The organism is Nocardia sp. NPDC004123 (assembly GCF_053603795.1).
Window position 1 is genome coordinate 43,347 of record NZ_JBSGGG010000030.1, and the last position, 16,445, is coordinate 59,791.

Below are 16,445 nucleotides of genomic sequence, written 5' to 3' on the forward strand. Positions count from 1 at the left end.
AACACAGGATGACCAGGACGTACCGGTACCGTGGACCAATGGCCGCCTCACAGTTTGCCTGTCGGTAACTCTCGTATGAAACAACCAACGCACAAGCGCCGGATGGTTCCCCGAGAGGTGGGCAGCACCTAATGCCGCAACAGCAGGCCGAGACCGAGATAGTCGCGAACCCGATGCTGCGGGCCGCCCTCGCACCGCCGGCCCGCACACTGGTCGATATTCTCGCCGCCACCGCCGCGGCGTACCCCGACGCACCCGCCCTCGACGACGGTGAGGTGGAGCTCGGATACGCGGAACTGCTCGCGGAGATCGCGCTCGAGGTCGAGCGCCTGGCCGCGGCCGGGGTGCGGGCGGGCGACCGGGTCGGGGTGCGGATGCCGTCCGGCACGCGCGGGCTGTACATCACGATCCTGGCGGTCCTGCACGCCGGAGCCGCGTACGTGCCGGTGGACGCCGATGATCCCGACGAACGCGCGCGGCTGGTGTTCGGAGAGGCCCGGGTCTCGGCCATCGTGACCGCGGCCGGGATCGAATCCACCGGAGTGGCAAGGGAATCCGGCGACCGGGTGACGTCGAGGGCCGCGCCCACGCCCGCCGACGACGCGTGGATCATCTTCACCTCCGGCTCCACCGGCACGCCGAAAGGTGTTGCGGTGACCCATCGCAATGCCGCGGCGTTCGTCGATGCCGAGGCGCGGCTGTTCCTCCAGGACGCGCCGATCGGGCCCGGGGATCGCGTGCTGGCCGGACTGTCGGTCGCCTTCGACGCCTCGTGCGAGGAGATGTGGCTGGCGTGGCGCAACGGCGCCTGCCTGGTCCCGGCGCCGCGCGCGCTGGTGCGGACCGGCGCCGATCTGGGTCCGTGGCTGGTCCGCCGGGCGATCAGCATCGTCTCGACCGTGCCCACGCTGGCGGCCACCTGGCCCGCCGAGGCGCTCGAACCCGTGCGGCTGCTCATCTTCGGCGGTGAGGCGGTGCCGCCCGAGCTGGCCGAACGCCTTGCCGGCAACCAGGATTCCGAGCGCGAGGTGTGGAACACCTACGGCCCCACCGAGGCCACCGTGGTGGCCTGCGCCGCGCTGCTGGACGGCGGCTTCCCGATCCGGATCGGGCTGCCGCTGGACGGCTGGGACCTGACCGTCGTCGACGCGGCCGGAGATCCGGTGGGCGAGGGCGAATCCGGTGAGCTGGTCATCGGCGGCGTCGGGCTGGCGCGCTATCTCGACCCGGCCAAGGACGCCGAGAAGTACGCGCCGCTGCCGTCGGTCGGCTGGGAACGCGCCTACCGCAGTGGCGATCTGGTGCGCAACGATCGCGAGGGACTGGTCTTCCTGGGGCGGGCCGACGATCAGATCAAACTGGGCGGCCGCCGCATCGAGCTCGGCGAGATCGACAACGCACTGCAGCATCTGCCGGGTGTGACGGGCGCGGCCGCCGCGATCCGGACCACCAAGGCGGGCAACAAGATCCTGGTCGGCTACCTGACCGGACCGGGCGCCGATTACGACCTCACCGCCGCGAGAACCATTCTCGCCGAACAGCTTCCGGCCCCGCTGGTGCCGCGGCTGGCCGTGGTCGGGGAACTGCCCACCCGGACCTCCGGCAAGGTCGACCGCGACGCGCTGCCCTGGCCGCTGCCCAAGGCCATCACCGCCACTCCCGAGAGCGGTCTGTCCGAGACCGAGCGGTGGGTCGCGGGACTGTGGGATTCGATTCTCGGCGCGGAGGTCACCGACCCGAACGCCGACTTCTTCGATCTGGGCGGCGGCTCGCTGGCGGCCGCCCAGCTGGTGGCGGCGCTGCGGGAACGGCAGCCGCGCATCGCCGTCGCGGACCTCTACGACCATCCGCGGCTGGGCGCCCTGGCCGCCCTGCTCGACGGCTTCGCGCCGACCGCCGCGGTCGAGGAGCGACTGGTCCGGCCGGTGCCCCGGTCGGCGCAGCTGTTCCAGCTGCTGGCGACGATTCCGCTCACCACCCTGACCGGTCTGCAATGGCTGACCTGGCTGGCGATCGTCGGCAATGTCGCCGCCTGGTCGGGTTCGCTGCCGTGGCTGCCGCACCTGTCGTGGTGGTGGATGCTGGTGGCGTTCCTGCTCTTCATCTCCCCGCCCGGCCGGATGGCGCTGTGCGTGGCCGGTTCCCGGCTGCTGCTGCGCGGCGTGCGCGCGGGCACCTACCCGCGTGGCGGGCGGGTGCACCTGCGGCTGTGGACGGCCGTGCGACTGTCCGAGGCCAGCGGCGCCGAGAACCTGTCGGGCGCACCGTGGATGGTGCCCTTCGCGCGGGCGCTGGGCGCGAAGGTGGGCCGCGGCGTCGACCTGCACACGCTGCCGCCGGTCACCGGCATGCTGGAACTGGGCGACGGCTGCAGCGTCGAACCCGAGGTGGATCTGTCCGGCTTCTGGATCGACGGCGATCTCGTGCACATCGGGCCCATCGAGATCGGGCCGGGCGCGGTGGTCGGCGCCCGCTCGATCCTGCTGCCCGGCACCAGGATCGGCCGCAATGCCGAAATCGCGCCCGGCTCCTCGGTATCGGGCAAGGTGAAGGCCGAACAGGAGTGGGCGGGCTCCCCCGCCGTGAAAGTCGGCCGGGCACAGCACCGCTGGCCCGACGAGACGCCCGCCCGGGCCGCGCACTGGGTGGCGATCTTCGGCATCACCTCGATGGCGCTGGCCTCGGTGCCGATTTTCGCGCTGGGTACCGGCGGTCTGCTCATCGCCTGGTGGATTCGCGACACCCGGACGCTCGCAGCCGGATTCGAACGCGCCTTCGCGGTCCTGCCGGTGGCCATGCTGCTGGTGCTGGGCGTGTACGCGGCGGTCACCATCGTGGCCGTGCGACTGCTCGGCATCGGGCTGACCGAGGGCCATCACCCCGTGCGCAGCCGCCAGGGCTGGCAGGCGTGGGCCACCGAACGGCTGCTGGATTCCGCGCGCACCTTCCTGTTCCCGCTCTACGCCAGCCTGCTGACTCCGATGTGGCTGCGTCTGCTGGGCGCGAAGGTCGGCAAGCGCGTGGAGGTTTCGACGGTCCTGCTGCTGCCGAAGTTCACCGTGGTGGCCGACGGGGCGTTCCTGGCCGACGACACCATGGTCGCCAGTTACGAACTCGGCGGCGGCTGGCTGCGCATCGGCGAGGCCAAGGTCGGCAAGCGCGCCTTCCTCGGCAACTCCGGCATGACCGCGCCCGGGCGGCGGGTGCCCAAGAACGGCCTGGTCGCCGTGCTGTCGGCCGCACCGTCCAAGGCGAAGGCCGGCTCGTCGTGGCTGGGCAGCCCGCCGACCCGCCTGCGCCGCGCCGCCGAATCGGGTGACACCGCACGCACCTTCGATCCGCCGTTCCGGCTGCGCGTGGCCCGCGCGGTGGTGGAGACCTGCCGGTTGATCCCGGTGTTCGTGACCTTCGCGATCGGCCTCGGCGTGCTGTTCGCCCTGGCCTGGCTGGCCCAGACCCTCGGCCACCTGCCCGCCGCACTGCTCAGCGGTGTGGTGCTGCTGGCGGCGGGCGCGGTGGCCGGCACGGCCTCGGTGCTCGCGAAATGGCTGCTGGTGGGCCGGATTCGCACCGAGGAGCATCCGCTGTGGAGTTCGTTCGTGTGGCGCAACGAGGTCGCCGACACCTTCGTGGAGCATGTCGCCGCGCCGTGGTTCGCGCGTGCTGCGACCGGTACGCCCGTGCTGAATGTCTGGTTGCGTGGACTCGGCGCCACCATCGGCCGCGGGGTATGGTGCGAATCCTATTGGCTTCCGGAGGCTGACCTGGTGACACTCGGTGACGGCGCGACCGTGGAACGCGGATGTGTGGTGCAAACCCATCTGTTCCACGACCGCATCATGGCCATGGACACCGTCACCCTCGGTGCGGGCGCCACGCTCGGACCGCACTGTGTCGCCCTGCCCGCCAGCGTGATCGGCGCGGGCGCGACCATCGGACCGGCCTCGCTGGTCATGCGCGGCGACAGCGTGCCGCCGTCCACGCGCTGGTGGGGCAACCCCATCGCGCCCTGGCCGGAGGGCGGTCGCTGATGCCCGACCGGCTCGACCAGCCCATCGACGATTACCTGCCGCAGAACGGGAATCGCGGCTACCGGGTCTCCCGCTACGAGCTGGAGCTGGAGTACAAGGTCGCCAGTAACCGGCTGGCCGGGCGGGCCGACATCACCGCGGTCACCACCGGGGTGCGAGATCGGTTCGCGCTGGACCTGTCTCAGGCGCTGGCGGTGTCCAAGGTATTCGTGAACGGGGCCAAGCCCGCCAAATTCACCCATCAGCGCGGCAAATTGGTGATCACGCCGCGACAGCGGATTCCGGCGGGCGGAGCGCTGGCGCTCACCGTGCAGTACGCGGGCCCGCCTCGGCCGCTGCGCGGCCAGTGGGGCGAGGTCGGGTGGGAGGAACTCACCGACGGCGTGCTGGTGGCCAGCCAGCCCAATGGCGCGGCCTCCTGGTTCCCGTGTGACGACCACCCGAGTTCCAAGGCCAGCTACCGGATTTCGATCACCACCGACTCGCCGTACTACGCGCAGGCCAACGGCACCCTGGTGCGCAAGCAGACCAAGGCCAGCCAGACCACCTGGGTGTACGAGCAGCCCGAGCCGATGTCCACGTACCTGGCCACCATCCAGATCGGCCACTACCGCAAGCAGCGGGTCGACGCGCCGCGCGGCGCGGTGCCCATGCAGGCCGTGCTGCCGCCGCGGCTGCGCGCCGCCTTCGAGCACGACTTCGCGCGGCAGCCTCGCATGATGGAGGTCTTCGCCGAGAAGTTCGGGCCGTACCCGTTCGAGGCCTACACGGTGGTGGTCACCGATGACGAACTCGAGATTCCCATTGAGGCGCAGGGCATTTCGGTCTTCGGGGCGAACCACTGCGACGGGCGGCGCGGCTACGAGCGGCTGGTCGCGCACGAGCTGGCCCACCAGTGGTTCGGCAACAGCCTGACCATCGCGCGGTGGCGCGACATCTGGCTGCACGAAGGCTTCGCCTGTTACGCGGAATGGATCTGGTCGGAGGCGGCCGGCGGGCCGAGCGCGGACCAGCTGGCGCGCACCGCACACCGGAATCTGGCGCGGCTGCCGCAGGACCTCCTGCTCGCCGACCCCGGACCGGACCACATGTTCGACGACCGGGTGTACAAGCGCGGCGCGCTGACCCTGCATGCATTGCGACTCACCCTCGGCGATTCCGCCTTCTTCGATCTGCTGCGCGAGTGGACCACGCGGTATCGCCACGCCTCGATCACCACCGAGGAATTCACCGACCTGGCAGGGCATTACAGCACCAGGTCACTGCGATCACTCTGGGACAGCTGGCTGCACGCACGGTCCCTACCCCAACTACCCGCGCTCCCCGCGTTCGGGGCCAATTCCGGTACCGGGTAGACTTCCAGCGAACACGTTGTTGATCATGGATGTGCCGCGCCCGGACAAACGCACGGTCACATCCGCGTCGTAGATCGCTTCGAACTTCCAAGCAGCCCCCACTGCGCGGCTTAGCTTTCCTTACGGCGATCGATTTTGCCCACTGGCAATCTCGCCACCTTGTGCCCCCGGCGCGGATCCGAGATCCGCAGCACGGCTCGGGCACACCCCGATGCCCGAAAGGCACTGCAACACCGATGACTTCTGCCCCTACCTCCTTTGCCGCGCTCGGCGTCCGCGACCCTCTGGTCCGTGCGCTCACCAACGCCGGCATCACCGAGCCCTTCCCCATCCAGGCCGACACCCTGCCCGATTCGTTGGCCGGGCGCGATGTGCTCGGGCGCGGAAGGACCGGCAGCGGAAAGACCCTGGCGTTCTCCATTCCGATGGTGGATCGCCTCGGCGAGCGCGCGCAGCGGTGTGCGCCGAATCGCCCGGCCGGGCTGGTGCTCGCGCCGACCCGGGAACTGGCGACCCAGATCGCGGCCACCCTGGAGCCGCTCGCGGCCGCCTACCGCATGTCGGTGACCACCATCTTCGGCGGCGTCTCGCAGCATCGGCAGGTGCAGGCACTGAAGCGGGGCGTGGACATCGTGATCGCCTGCCCGGGCCGCCTCGAGGATCTGATGCGGCAGGACCTGATCAGCCTGGACTCGGTCGAGATCACCATCATCGACGAGGCCGATCACATGGCCGATCTGGGCTTCCTGCCCGGCGTCACCCGCATCCTGGCCGCGACGCCCGGAGACGGTCAGCGCCTGCTGTTCTCGGCCACCCTGGACAACGGCGTCAACAAGCTGGTCCAGCGCTTCCTCCCCGATGCCGTGAAACACGCTGTGGACGAAGCGAATTCGCCGGTCGCCGCCATGACCCACCACGTGTTCGAGGTGCCGACCGCGGAGGCCAAGCGCGCGGTCGTGCACCGCCTGGCCTCCGGGTCCGAACGCCGAATCCTGTTCACCCGCACCAAACATCAGGCCCGCAAGCTGGCCCGCCAGCTCACCACCGCCGGCATCCCCGCCGTCGACCTGCACGGCAATCTCACCCAGCCGGCCCGCGATCGCAACCTCGCCGCCTTCGCCGCCGGCGCCGCCAAGGTCCTGGTCGCCACCGATGTCGCGGCCCGCGGCGTCCACGTCGACGGCGTCGAACTCGTGGTTCACGTGGATCCGCCCGCCGAGCACAAGGCCTACCTGCACCGCTCCGGCCGGACCGCCCGCGCCGGCAACCACGGCGACGTCATCACCCTGGTCCTCCCCGACCAGCGCACCGACCTCGCCGCCCTCATGCGCAAGGCCAAGATCACCGCCACCCCGCAATCGGTCACCGCCGACTCCCCGGCGGTCACGCAGCTGATCGGCGAGGTGGCCCCGCTGGTCGCCCTCCCCACGGCCGATGCCGCCGCACCGCACCGCGTGGACACGTCGGCCGCCTCGTCCACGCGGGGAGCCCGCCAGCCCAAGAAGCGGACCCGCCCGGCCGCGACCGACGCGAAGCAGACCGCACCTCGGAACCGCCGCAGGCAGGGCTCCCAGCACACCGACGATGCGCGCACCCCCGACCGCCCCGCGGCCCGCAAGCCCGACACCGCCACCGACGGCCGGCCCGCCCGCCGCGCGGGAGGCCGCGCCGGCGGCAAGCCGCGCGCCTCGGCCGCAAGCAGCTCGAACGGTCACAATCCGCGCACCGGCATCACCCGCGACGAGAACCAGGGCACCCGCGCCCGGACCGAGCGCCGCGGCACGGCCAACGCGCGGCAGGGTGCCTCCGCCGAACCGCGTACCCGCGGCACCTCCGGCCGGACCGCATCCCAGCGCACCGACGGCGCCCCGCGCCGTCGTCGCGGCAACTGACACCCCCGACGACCGACGCCGCGGCCACCTCGCCGGTGCGCCCGCGGCGCGGCGGCGCGCGGGAGAGTGCGTCCAGAATGTGACGTTTGCCCGTATCTAGCGGGCGCGGATTTTCCTACAGTTATTGAATAGCAAGCAGCTACCCGCTCTTACCTCGTGAATTCTCATCTGTCGTCCCGGACGCTTTGACAGGGGTCAGGAGAGCAAGTCATGAAGACCGACGCCCCCTTGAGTGAGCGGGTCATCGTCAAGTTCGAACGGGTCGAGAATCGCTATCGGGTCTCGGTGACGCCGATCGATCGGCTGCAGTGGCGGGTGGGGTACGCGCCGGATATGAAAGCGGCCGTGCAGCTGGCCCGGGAACTGGCCCGCTGAGCACTACAGGGCGGGTGCGCCGGGTTCCAGGAGCCGCTTGGGGTGCATGCCGTCGACCTGCCCGATGAAGGGCGGATGAATGCTGTAGCCGAGCATTCGGCGAATATCCTCGGACACCGCGCGGACCGTATCGCGGGTCATGGAGAGCGTGAACGCCTCCTGGGGGCGCAGCCACGGTTCGCAGTATTGGGCGGTGAGTGCTAGGCGGGGATCCGGGGAGCGATTCGCGCCGCCGCCATGCCACAGAGTGCCGACGAAGAATACACAGCTACCTGCCGGCATCACCACCGGTTCGCGACGGTCGGATTCCCCGGGAAGGCGGTCGCCCCACAGGTGGCTGCCCGGAATGATGTCGGTCGCGCCGTTCTCGGCGGTGAAGTCGTCGATGGCCCAGATGGTGGCCGCCCCCAACCCCTTTCGCGGCCGCGGCAGTGGGTAGAAGCCGTCGTCGGTGTGCAGCATCTGTGCCTGCTCGCCGGGCAGGATGTTGATCACCTGCAGCATGGACAGCAGGTAGTTCGGCAGGAAAAGCCGGTCCAGCAGGGCCAGTACTCGCGGGTGGTCGACGATGCGGTCGCAGGCGCGAGTCTTGTTCAGCACGCTGTAGATGCGCTGTGTCGAGTGCCCCTCGAAGTTGTTCCGGCCGATCCGATCCAGCAGTGGCACAACACTTTCCCGGATCCGGTCGAGCTCGGCCGGAGTCAGCATGTCGGGCAGGATCACGTAGCCGTCCCGCTCGACCGCGGCCAGATCGGCCTCGACCACCGCCGGATCCACGCTCGCGCCACTGCTCGCGGTGCGCCGGTAGGTTCCGGCCAGATCGCCGTCCAGATCGCGTAGCGATGTCACCTTCGCGCTCATCCCGCCATCCTTTACATAACTGAGTTCTGTTATTGTTCGACTGTGGCACGAGCACCGATCGGACGTCAACAACTTCTGGACGCCGCCCGTGACGAACTGGTCCATGCCAACGGCACCCTGGAACTGAGCGCGCTGACCCGCCGCACCGGCCTGAGCACCGGTGCGCTCTACCACCACTTCGGCTCCAAAGTCGGTCTGCTGGCGGCCATCTGGGACGACTTCTACGAGGGCCTGAGCCGGGCCATCGCCGACGACCGGCTCCCGGCCGACGGCGACTGGGCCACCCGCGAGCGCGCCCGCACCCACTGTTTCGTGGCCTTCCACTTCGAGCACCCGCTCGCGGCGCTGCTGCTCAACCGCGCGGCTCCCGATCCGGGCCTCACCGAGATCGAGGCCGTCTACATCCGCAATCTCGGCGAGGCGGCCGCCACGAACATCCGCCGCGGGCAGGCCACCGGCGAGATCCCCGCCGATCTCGACTCCGACAGCGCGGGTGCGTATGTCATCGGCGGCCTGCGTCACGGCATCGCCCAGCAGCTGCGCGTGCACCCCCGTCCGCCCGTCGACCTTGCCGCCGAACGCCTTTGGCGTTTCACCGCCGCGTCGCTGTCCCTGCCCTGATCCGCAAAACAACTGGCGATCGCGCCCGCCGCCGCGTATCACTGCGTGCTATGTCGATCTCCACGGCCGACCGGCTGGCCATTCACGAATTGCTCGCCCTGCACGGACATCTCAGCGATGCCGGCGCCTTCGACCGCTTCGGGGAGGTCTTCACCGACGACATCGCCTACGACCTGACCGCCTACGGCGCGGGCGTAGTCACCGGCCGGGATGCCCTGCGCGACATGGCGCTCCAGCTGGGCGACGGCAATCCGCTGGGGCATCACGTCACCAATATCGTGGTGTCGCCCACCACATCCGATACTGTGCGTGCCCTGTCGAAGGGCCTCGCGGTCGCGACCGACGGCACCAACGGCAGTGTCACCTACGAGGACATCGTCGTCCGCACCGCTTCCGGCTGGCGCATCAGCCATCGGCGCGTCGTCCCACGCCGGCAACCCCTCCACCCCTGACGCACCGTCAACTCCTGGGCGGGGCGCCATGGCCGTCACCGATCCCGAATCGCCTCGGGGCCGCGCTGATCGAGCAGGGTGAGGTAGGCGTCGAGTTGGGCTGCGCCGGTGAGGAGGTCGCGGCTGCGGGTGGTCAGGCGTTCTTGCCAGGCGTCGAGGAAGACGGTCAGAGCTGCTGTGCCGCCTGCGGTTCGGAGGGCGTCGAGGAATTGGGTGATCTGGGACAGCTGGTAGTTGCCGCGGCGCAGTTGGCGGGCGATCTCGGCGTCGCGAACGCAGTCCGGGCCGTAGTGGCGGTAGCCGGTGGCGCGATCGCGTTCGGGATGCAGGATGCCCTCGGTTTCCCAGGTGCGCAGGGTCGCCGGGTGCAGGTCGAGGCGGCGGGCGAGTTCGCCCACGGTCAGCGGCCTGCGCGTGGTATCCGGCGGGATCGGGGTGGACAGGCTGTGCAGGGCCCTCGCGACGTCGGCTCGGGTGGCGCGTTCGGTGTGCAGGGCGAGGTGGGTGGCGTCGATGAGCCGGTAGGCGGCTTCGGTGTCGCGGCGGTTGATAGCGCGCATGATGTCGATGGCCGGCTGATGGCTGTGACCACGCCGTAGCGCCAGGAAGGCGCGCAGGGCCTGGGCATGCAGGGGTGTGTAGAGCCGGTAGCCCGTGTCGCTGCGTTCGGTGGGCGGGAGGACGCCTGCCTCGTCGTAATTCCGGATGGCCTGCGCGGACAATCCGTGTTCCCGCGCGAGATCGATGGGTCGCAGATCGCACCTCCGTTTGAGGGTTCGAACACCTGACACGTGGTCACTCTCGGGCAAGTTTCACACGAACCTTCAACGATAGTGTCGAAGGCAGTTCCTTCTGGAAGGGGTCTCCATGTCAACTGCCACCGCAATACAGGCCATCGGCCGCCCGATCGACGACCCGGAAAACCTGGGCCGCGCCCTCGACGACCTGCTCGCCACCCGCACCGAACCGCCCGCCCTGTTCGCGCTCGGCGAGCCGACACATGGCATCGCCGCATTCCCGCTGCTGCGCAACGACGTTCTCGGTCATCTCATCGAACGGGGTTACCGGTCAGTCGTTTTGGAGAGCGACTACTTCGCCGCGTCCATTGTCGACGACTACGTGTGCGGCGCGTCCACCCAGATCGACTCCGTGCTCGCCACCGGGTTCAGCCACGGTTTCGGCGCGGTGCCCGGCAATCGCGAACTCGTCGAATGGCTCCGCGCGCACAACACCTCCCGCGCGCCGGAGGATCGGGTGCATTTCCACGGCTTCGATGCCCCGGTGGAATACGCCGGCGCCCCCGGCCCACGCCATGCCCTCGCCCGGGCCGCCGACTGCCTGCCCGACGCCCTGCGTCCCGAATCACTGAGTAAACTGGACGAATTGGCCGGTGAGGACGCCGACTGGACGAATCCGGCCGCCATGTACGACCCGGCGGCATCCATCGGCAACTCCCCCCGAGCCCAGGCCCTCCGCCTCCTCGCCGACGATCTCGCGAGCGCACTGCACCGCGCCTCCCCCGGCTTGCGCCCCGCCGACCCCGACGCCTACGACCGAGCCGTGTCCTACGCCCGCACCGCCCAGGGCCTGCTCCGCTTCCACGCCGCCATGGCCACCGACACTCCCGACCGCATCGACACCGTCCTCAGCGTCCGCGCCGACATGATGGCCGACTACCTGCTCGCCATAGTCGCCCAGGAGCAACACCGGGGCCCATCCCTGGTCTTCGCCCACAATGCCCACCTGAGCCCCGCCCATGATGACACCAAGTGCTGGGCGAACGCCGGTGCGCTGGTCCACATGACGCTCGCGGACCGCTACCTGTTCGTGGCAACCGACGCCAGCCCCGACCCCGACCCGAACACCCTCCAGCACTCACTGGCAGCAGCCACACCCCACCGCACCCTCTTCCCGGCAGCGCCCCTGCGCGCCGCGCTCTCCCCGTCCACCGGCACGAGCACACCGATTGTGCCCGGCCACATCCCACTCACCCCCGCCGACCTGTCCGGCGCGGCCGCGGTCGTCTTCATCGCCGACACCGACGGAAAGCGCCATCAGTATTGGTAGCGAGACCGCTGGCATCGAACCGATGCCTCAGCGGGAGAGCTCACCCGTGAGCAGAAACTGTTCCAGCCGAACAGAATACGGCGTCGGATCGATGCCCTGTCCCGCGAGCCAGGCCTCGCTGTAGTACTTGTCGAGGTAGCGTTCGCCCGGGTCGCAGAGGAGGGTGACGACGCTGCCCCGGTCGCCTCGGGCGAGCATGCCGGAGATGACGGCGAAGGCGGCCCAGACCCCGGTGCCGGTGGAGGCGCCGCAGCGGCGGCCGAGCAGACGCTGCAGGAGGTGGACGGTGGCGACCGAGGCGGCGTCGGGGACGCGGATCATGCGGTCGATGGCGTGCGGGAGGAAGCTGGGTTCGATGCGCTGCCGGCCGATGCCCTCGATGCGGGATCCCTTGGCGGAGGTGGTATTTCGGTCGAGGGTGCGCCAACCTTCCAGGAACGCCGAGTTTTCGGGGTCGGCGACGCAGATGCCGGTGTCACGCTGGGTGTAGTGGACGTAGCGGGCCAGGGTCGCGGAGGTGCCGCCGGTACCCGCGGTGGCGACGATCCAGCTCGGCTCGGGGTAACGCTCCTGTTCGAGCTGGCGGAAGATCGACTCGGCGATATTGTTGTTGCCCCGCCAGTCGGTGGCGCGCTCGGCGTAGGTGAACTGGTCCATGTAGTGGCCGCCCCGTTCCCGGGCGAGCCGGGCCGCGACCTCGTACACCTCGCTGGGGTCGTCGACGAGATGGCAGGCGCCACCGTGGAATTCGATGAGGTCGATCTTGGACCGCACGGTGGAGCGCGCCATGACGGCGATGAACGGCACGCCGATCAGCTTGGCGAAGTACGCCTCCGACACCGCGGTGGATCCACTGGACGCCTCCACCACCGGGCGGCCGGGCCGCAGCCAGCCGTTGCACAGCGCGTACAGGAACAGTGACCGCGCCAGCCGATGCTTGAGACTGCCGGTGGGATGGGTGGATTCGTCCTTGAGGTAGAGGTCGATGCCCCATTCCGGCGGTAGCGGGATGGTGAGCAGGTGGGTGTCGGCGGAGCGGTTGCCGTCGGCCTGCACCTTGCGTACGGCCTCGCGCAGCCAGCTCCGGTACTCCGGGTCGGAGCGGTCGATGTCGGTCTCGTCGACGAGCGCGTTGTCCTGGATCACAGCCATCTCGGTGTCCTTCTGGTTCAGGCCCGCGAAGCGGAGCAGGGCACCTTCGACGCTAGCCGGGAATCAGGGCCTCCCAGTGTGACCTGGGGCGATATTTCCCAAGCAGCTGTAATAGGGGGTGAAAGCCCCGCTAATGGCCCGGTGCGGTGACCCGTACGCCGAGGCCACCATCGGGGCTAGTGCGAGACGGCGGCCTCCACCAGCCGCGCGGACTCCCGCAGTCCGCCGATGACCGCGCGCACCGCTGGAACCGACTCGAGTTTGGGCAAGGTGACCGCCAGCACCCGCCGCTCCATGGCGGGTTCCACCGGAAGCGAGCGCACCGCCTCCGGCGCAGGCACACCGGACAGCGCGAGTTCGGTGGCGAGCGCGACACCCAGCCCCTCGGCCACCAATCCGGCGACCGCGCCCGGATTCTCGGTGGCATAGGCGATGTCCGGATGGAATCCCGCGTCCGCGCAGGCGTCGACGAGGTGTCCCCGGCACTGCGGACAGCCCGCGATCCACGTCTCCTTCGCCAGTTCCGACAGCTGCATCGGGGTGGTGCGCGCGGTCCCCGCCAGGCGGTGCCCGGCCGGCAGCAGCGCCCGCAGCCGATCGGTGAGCAGGGTGTGCGCATTCAGCTCGGAGAGGTCGGGACTGGCTGCGTCACAGGAGCTTTCGCTGTCCGGCACCTTGCCGTGCGGATAGTCGAAGACGATGGCGATCTCGCACTCCCCCGCCCGCAGCATGGCCACCGATTCCGGCGGCTCGGCCTCGATCAGGGCGACCTTCAGCCGCGGTTCCGCGGCCTGGATGCGCGCAATGGTCTTGGGCACCAGCAGATTACACGCGCTCGGAAACGCCGCCAGCCGCACCGTCCCGGCCCGCAGTTCGGTGAGCGCCCGGATCTCGGCCTCGGCCGCGTCGAGACTGCCGAGCACGGTCGCGGCATGCCGGGCCAGTGCCGCACCGGCCTCGGTGAGCTGCAGTTGATGGCCCGACCGGGTCACCAGCGGGGTGCCGAGCACGCGTTCCATGGCCTTGATCTGCTGGCTGATCGCGGGCTGGGTGTAGCCGAGCTGCCGGGCGGCGGCGGAGTAGGACCCGGTCCGCGCGACCGCCCTGAAGATCTTCAGCTGCCTGATCTCCAGCATGGTCCCCATCCTAGGCACACCAGGTCGTGAGGCCGGGAAAGGCGCAGGTCAGGCCGCCAGACCGAGATTGGCCACCAGGCGGCGAACCCGGAGTTCGATCGCGTCGCGAATGCCGCGGATCTCCTCGATGCCCCCACCCGCCGGATCGGGCAGCGGCCACTGCTCGAAGCGGTGCCCGGCGATGATCGGATCGGTGTCACCGCAGCCCATGTCGACGACCACATCGGCGGCCCGCATCAGCTCATCGGCCCACGGCTTCGGGAATTCGTCGGCGATGTCGACCCCGCGCTCGGCCATCGCAGCGACGACGAGCGGATTGACCACAGTGTTCGGCGCCGAACCGCACGACCACGCCGACGCCCGGTCGCCGGCCAGCCGGTTGAAGAATCCGAGCGCCATCTGTGAACGTCCCGCATTGTGCGTGCACACGAACAGCACCGCCGGACCGGTACGGATGGCGCGTCCCTCGGCGCGGGCCAAGGCCGTCAACCGTTCGCGCGCGAACCGCTCGGCGACCCCGGCCAGCCGGGCACGGTCGATGCCGATGGCGTCGAGGTGCGCGTAAGAGCTGTCGAGGATGCGCTCGACAGTGGCGGCGTCCACCGCCGCGCCGAATTCCTCCGTCAGCCGTTCCGAAACGTCCTCCGCGATCATCGGGTCCGAATCGGGAGCGGTGGAAGGCAGGGCGGCGCCGGATGTCTCGTTCACGATCGCTCCCTCTGCACGTTGGTCAGCCTATCCCCGTCCTCTGGTCGCCGCTGGACCGCGAAACGCCACCGGCTCGCGGTGATAGGCAACCGCTACCGGTACGCAACCATCAAACCCCGGCCCGGCACCGCTCGTCGAACGGCTTCGCGCACAGCGAACATTCGGGCACAACGGGCAAGTGTGATCACGGCCACGCACCGGACATCGACGCGAAACCGGTCACACCCGAGCACCCGGCCCGGCGTCGGCGAAGCTGTCGCCACTCAGCACGGGAACCGCTGCGCTGCTGTCGATCTCGACCGCGATCGCCACATTGTCGCCGAATCCGATGGCGGCCAGCTCCCGTCCGGAGGCGCAGTCACCGATCAGCGCGGGCACATCGGGGATGCCCGAGTAACCGGCCCGCGCGGCCATCGACTCCGGTGACAAGGGCCCGGCTCCGTGCTCCGACAGCGCCGCGATGACCGCACCGGCGCCGAGCCAGTCCTCGATCGCCGGGCGCAGCACCTCCCGACCCGGCCAGTGCTCACCGGCGGCGATCACCCCGACCGGCCGATCCACGGTGCCCCAGCCCTGCTTCACGATCCACCGGCCCACCGCCGGCGCGTTCCGCAGGCAGGCCGCCACCACCGGAATCCCCTCGACGGCAGCGGAAATGGCCGACCCGTTCGGCGACGGCAGCACCAGCCGTTCCGGCGCGGGCGCCCGGCGCAGCGCGGCCGGGGACAGCGACCACGGATTCGCGGCGCTCATCGCAGTGCGGCCGACGGCCAGCCGGGCATCCCGGGACACCGCGAAATCCACTGCCGTGGAATCGCGTGCGGGATACGGGAACACCCGCGTACCGGACTCGGCGGCGACCGACACCGCGGTCGTGAACGACAGCACATCGATCACCACGAGCACCGCACACCCCGGCCCGAGTGCCCGCGCACCGGTCAGCCCCCACTCGAATCGCACTCCGTACCCGTCCTGCCTCGACCATGCGGGCAGCTCCGACATTCCGATTCCCCTCTCCGCGTATGCCGTCCACATGGTTTCCACTGTGCGTCAACCACGATTTCTGGCCAGTAGGAGTGGGCATTGTCGCATGGCGGGGCGTTCGGGGCGCGATTAGCTTGCGGGGCATGGCAGCGGAGAGCAGTGGTCCGGGGGCGGGCCGGGGAGTCAGCCGGCGCGGGTTGTTCACGGCGACGGCCGGGGCCGCGGCGGCGGGGATCGCGGCGGGGGCGGCGGGCACGGTGGCGTTGCGTTCCGAGGGCGGGAGCGGAGCGGCCGAATTATGGCGGAAGCCAACGGATTCGGAGGCTCCCGCGGTGCGCGGGGTGCATCTGCAGTACGGCGCGGACGCGGCCCGGGAGGCGGTGGTGTCGTGGCACACGACGGTGTCGGTCACCGCACCGCGGGTGCGGCTCACCCCGGCCCCCACCGACACCGGCCACGGCCCGTACGACACCTCGAAAGGCACCGTGCACCTGGTGATCGGCGGTGGCGGCACCTCGGCCCCCAGCACCGGTATGCTCTCGCCCGACCCGCACTGCAATGTCATCACCGGCCTCGGCGAGGTCGGCCCGCTGCTGGGGAAACGCCTGCCCACCACTGTCCCCGAGCCCGCGCCCTGGTCCGCCTTCCGGGATATGACCAATCCCTACGGCTTCTGCTGCTTCGACGTCGATCCCGGCAGTCCCGGCGGCCATACGACCATCACCGCCACCTACTACGCCTTGGTGGGTCCCCGCAGCGAACCCACCCCGGTCGACACCTTCACCCCCACCCGACCCCGTCCCTGATCAGG

General features: G+C 70.1%; 14 protein-coding genes. 8 read left to right on the forward strand and 6 right to left on the reverse strand.

Going from position 1 to position 16,445, the window contains the following annotated elements; all coding sequences use genetic code 11:
• Nucleotides 1–131 precede the first annotated feature (131 nt).
• The 4 genes from ACWEQQ_RS35850 to ACWEQQ_RS35865 all read left to right on the forward strand — a co-directional run bounded on the left by ACWEQQ_RS35850 (nt 132) and on the right by ACWEQQ_RS35865 (nt 7,653).
• Entirely contained in the window at nt 132–4,031 is a 3,900-nt protein-coding gene (locus ACWEQQ_RS35850; protein WP_452351339.1) for a Pls/PosA family non-ribosomal peptide synthetase, read from the forward strand.
• A complete protein-coding gene (locus tag ACWEQQ_RS35855; RefSeq protein WP_452343205.1) occupies nt 4,031–5,386 on the forward strand; it encodes a M1 family metallopeptidase in 1,356 nt (451 codons plus the stop codon). Before ACWEQQ_RS35850 ends, ACWEQQ_RS35855 begins: the two co-directional genes overlap by 1 nt.
• A 236-nt stretch (nt 5,387–5,622) precedes the next feature.
• Nucleotides 5,623–7,278 (forward strand): DEAD/DEAH box helicase, encoded by a 1,656-nt coding sequence (locus ACWEQQ_RS35860; protein WP_452351340.1) that lies wholly within the window; start codon nt 5,623–5,625, stop codon nt 7,276–7,278.
• 210 nt (nt 7,279–7,488) lie between these two features.
• Nucleotides 7,489–7,653, forward strand: a complete 165-nt coding sequence (locus ACWEQQ_RS35865) for a hypothetical protein (RefSeq protein WP_452343207.1) — start codon at nt 7,489–7,491, stop codon at nt 7,651–7,653.
• Between the two features lie 3 nt (nt 7,654–7,656).
• On the opposite strand, the gene ACWEQQ_RS35870 is transcribed toward ACWEQQ_RS35865, so the two are convergent.
• Nucleotides 7,657–8,514, reverse strand: coding sequence for a phytanoyl-CoA dioxygenase family protein (locus ACWEQQ_RS35870; protein ID WP_452351341.1), 858 nt, complete (start codon nt 8,512–8,514; stop codon nt 7,657–7,659).
• Between the two features lie 42 nt (nt 8,515–8,556).
• On the opposite strand from ACWEQQ_RS35870, the gene ACWEQQ_RS35875 reads away from it, so the two are divergent.
• Both ACWEQQ_RS35875 and ACWEQQ_RS35880 read left to right on the forward strand, forming a co-directional pair.
• Nucleotides 8,557–9,135 (forward strand): TetR/AcrR family transcriptional regulator, encoded by a 579-nt coding sequence (locus ACWEQQ_RS35875; protein ID WP_452343209.1) that lies wholly within the window; start codon nt 8,557–8,559, stop codon nt 9,133–9,135.
• Nucleotides 9,136–9,185: 50 nt separating this feature from the next.
• Nucleotides 9,186–9,587, forward strand: a complete 402-nt coding sequence (locus tag ACWEQQ_RS35880; RefSeq protein WP_452351342.1) for a nuclear transport factor 2 family protein — start codon at nt 9,186–9,188, stop codon at nt 9,585–9,587.
• Between the two features lie 35 nt (nt 9,588–9,622).
• On the opposite strand, the gene ACWEQQ_RS35885 is transcribed toward ACWEQQ_RS35880, so the two are convergent.
• Complete coding sequence (locus tag ACWEQQ_RS35885; protein WP_452351415.1) at nt 9,623–10,342, reverse strand: MerR family transcriptional regulator; 720 nt, start codon at nt 10,340–10,342, stop codon at nt 9,623–9,625.
• A gap of 112 nt (nt 10,343–10,454) precedes the next feature.
• Here ACWEQQ_RS35885 and ACWEQQ_RS35890 point away from each other — a divergent pair, with 112 nt between their 5' ends.
• On the forward strand, nt 10,455–11,654 hold the full coding sequence (locus ACWEQQ_RS35890) for an erythromycin esterase family protein (protein WP_452351343.1): 1,200 nt from the start codon (nt 10,455–10,457) through the stop codon (nt 11,652–11,654).
• Nucleotides 11,655–11,681: 27 nt separating this feature from the next.
• On the opposite strand, the gene ACWEQQ_RS35895 is transcribed toward ACWEQQ_RS35890, so the two are convergent.
• The 4 genes from ACWEQQ_RS35895 to ACWEQQ_RS35910 form a co-directional block, all read right to left on the reverse strand.
• On the reverse strand, nt 11,682–12,806 hold the full coding sequence (locus ACWEQQ_RS35895; protein ID WP_452351344.1) for a PLP-dependent cysteine synthase family protein: 1,125 nt from the start codon (nt 12,804–12,806) through the stop codon (nt 11,682–11,684).
• Nucleotides 12,807–12,982: 176 nt separating this feature from the next.
• A complete protein-coding gene (locus tag ACWEQQ_RS35900) occupies nt 12,983–13,942 on the reverse strand; it encodes a LysR family transcriptional regulator (protein WP_452351345.1) in 960 nt (319 codons plus the stop codon).
• Nucleotides 13,943–13,990: 48 nt separating this feature from the next.
• Complete coding sequence (locus tag ACWEQQ_RS35905) at nt 13,991–14,650, reverse strand: arsenate reductase ArsC (RefSeq protein WP_452351346.1); 660 nt, start codon at nt 14,648–14,650, stop codon at nt 13,991–13,993.
• 219 nt (nt 14,651–14,869) lie between these two features.
• The gene (locus tag ACWEQQ_RS35910) at nt 14,870–15,652 is read right to left on the reverse strand and encodes a 2-phosphosulfolactate phosphatase (protein WP_452351347.1); all 783 of its coding nucleotides are present in this window, start codon (nt 15,650–15,652) and stop codon (nt 14,870–14,872) included.
• A 125-nt stretch (nt 15,653–15,777) separates the two neighbouring features.
• Here ACWEQQ_RS35910 and ACWEQQ_RS35915 point away from each other — a divergent pair, with 125 nt between their 5' ends.
• Complete coding sequence (locus ACWEQQ_RS35915) at nt 15,778–16,440, forward strand: hypothetical protein (RefSeq protein WP_452351348.1); 663 nt, start codon at nt 15,778–15,780, stop codon at nt 16,438–16,440.
• Nucleotides 16,441–16,445 lie beyond the last annotated feature (5 nt).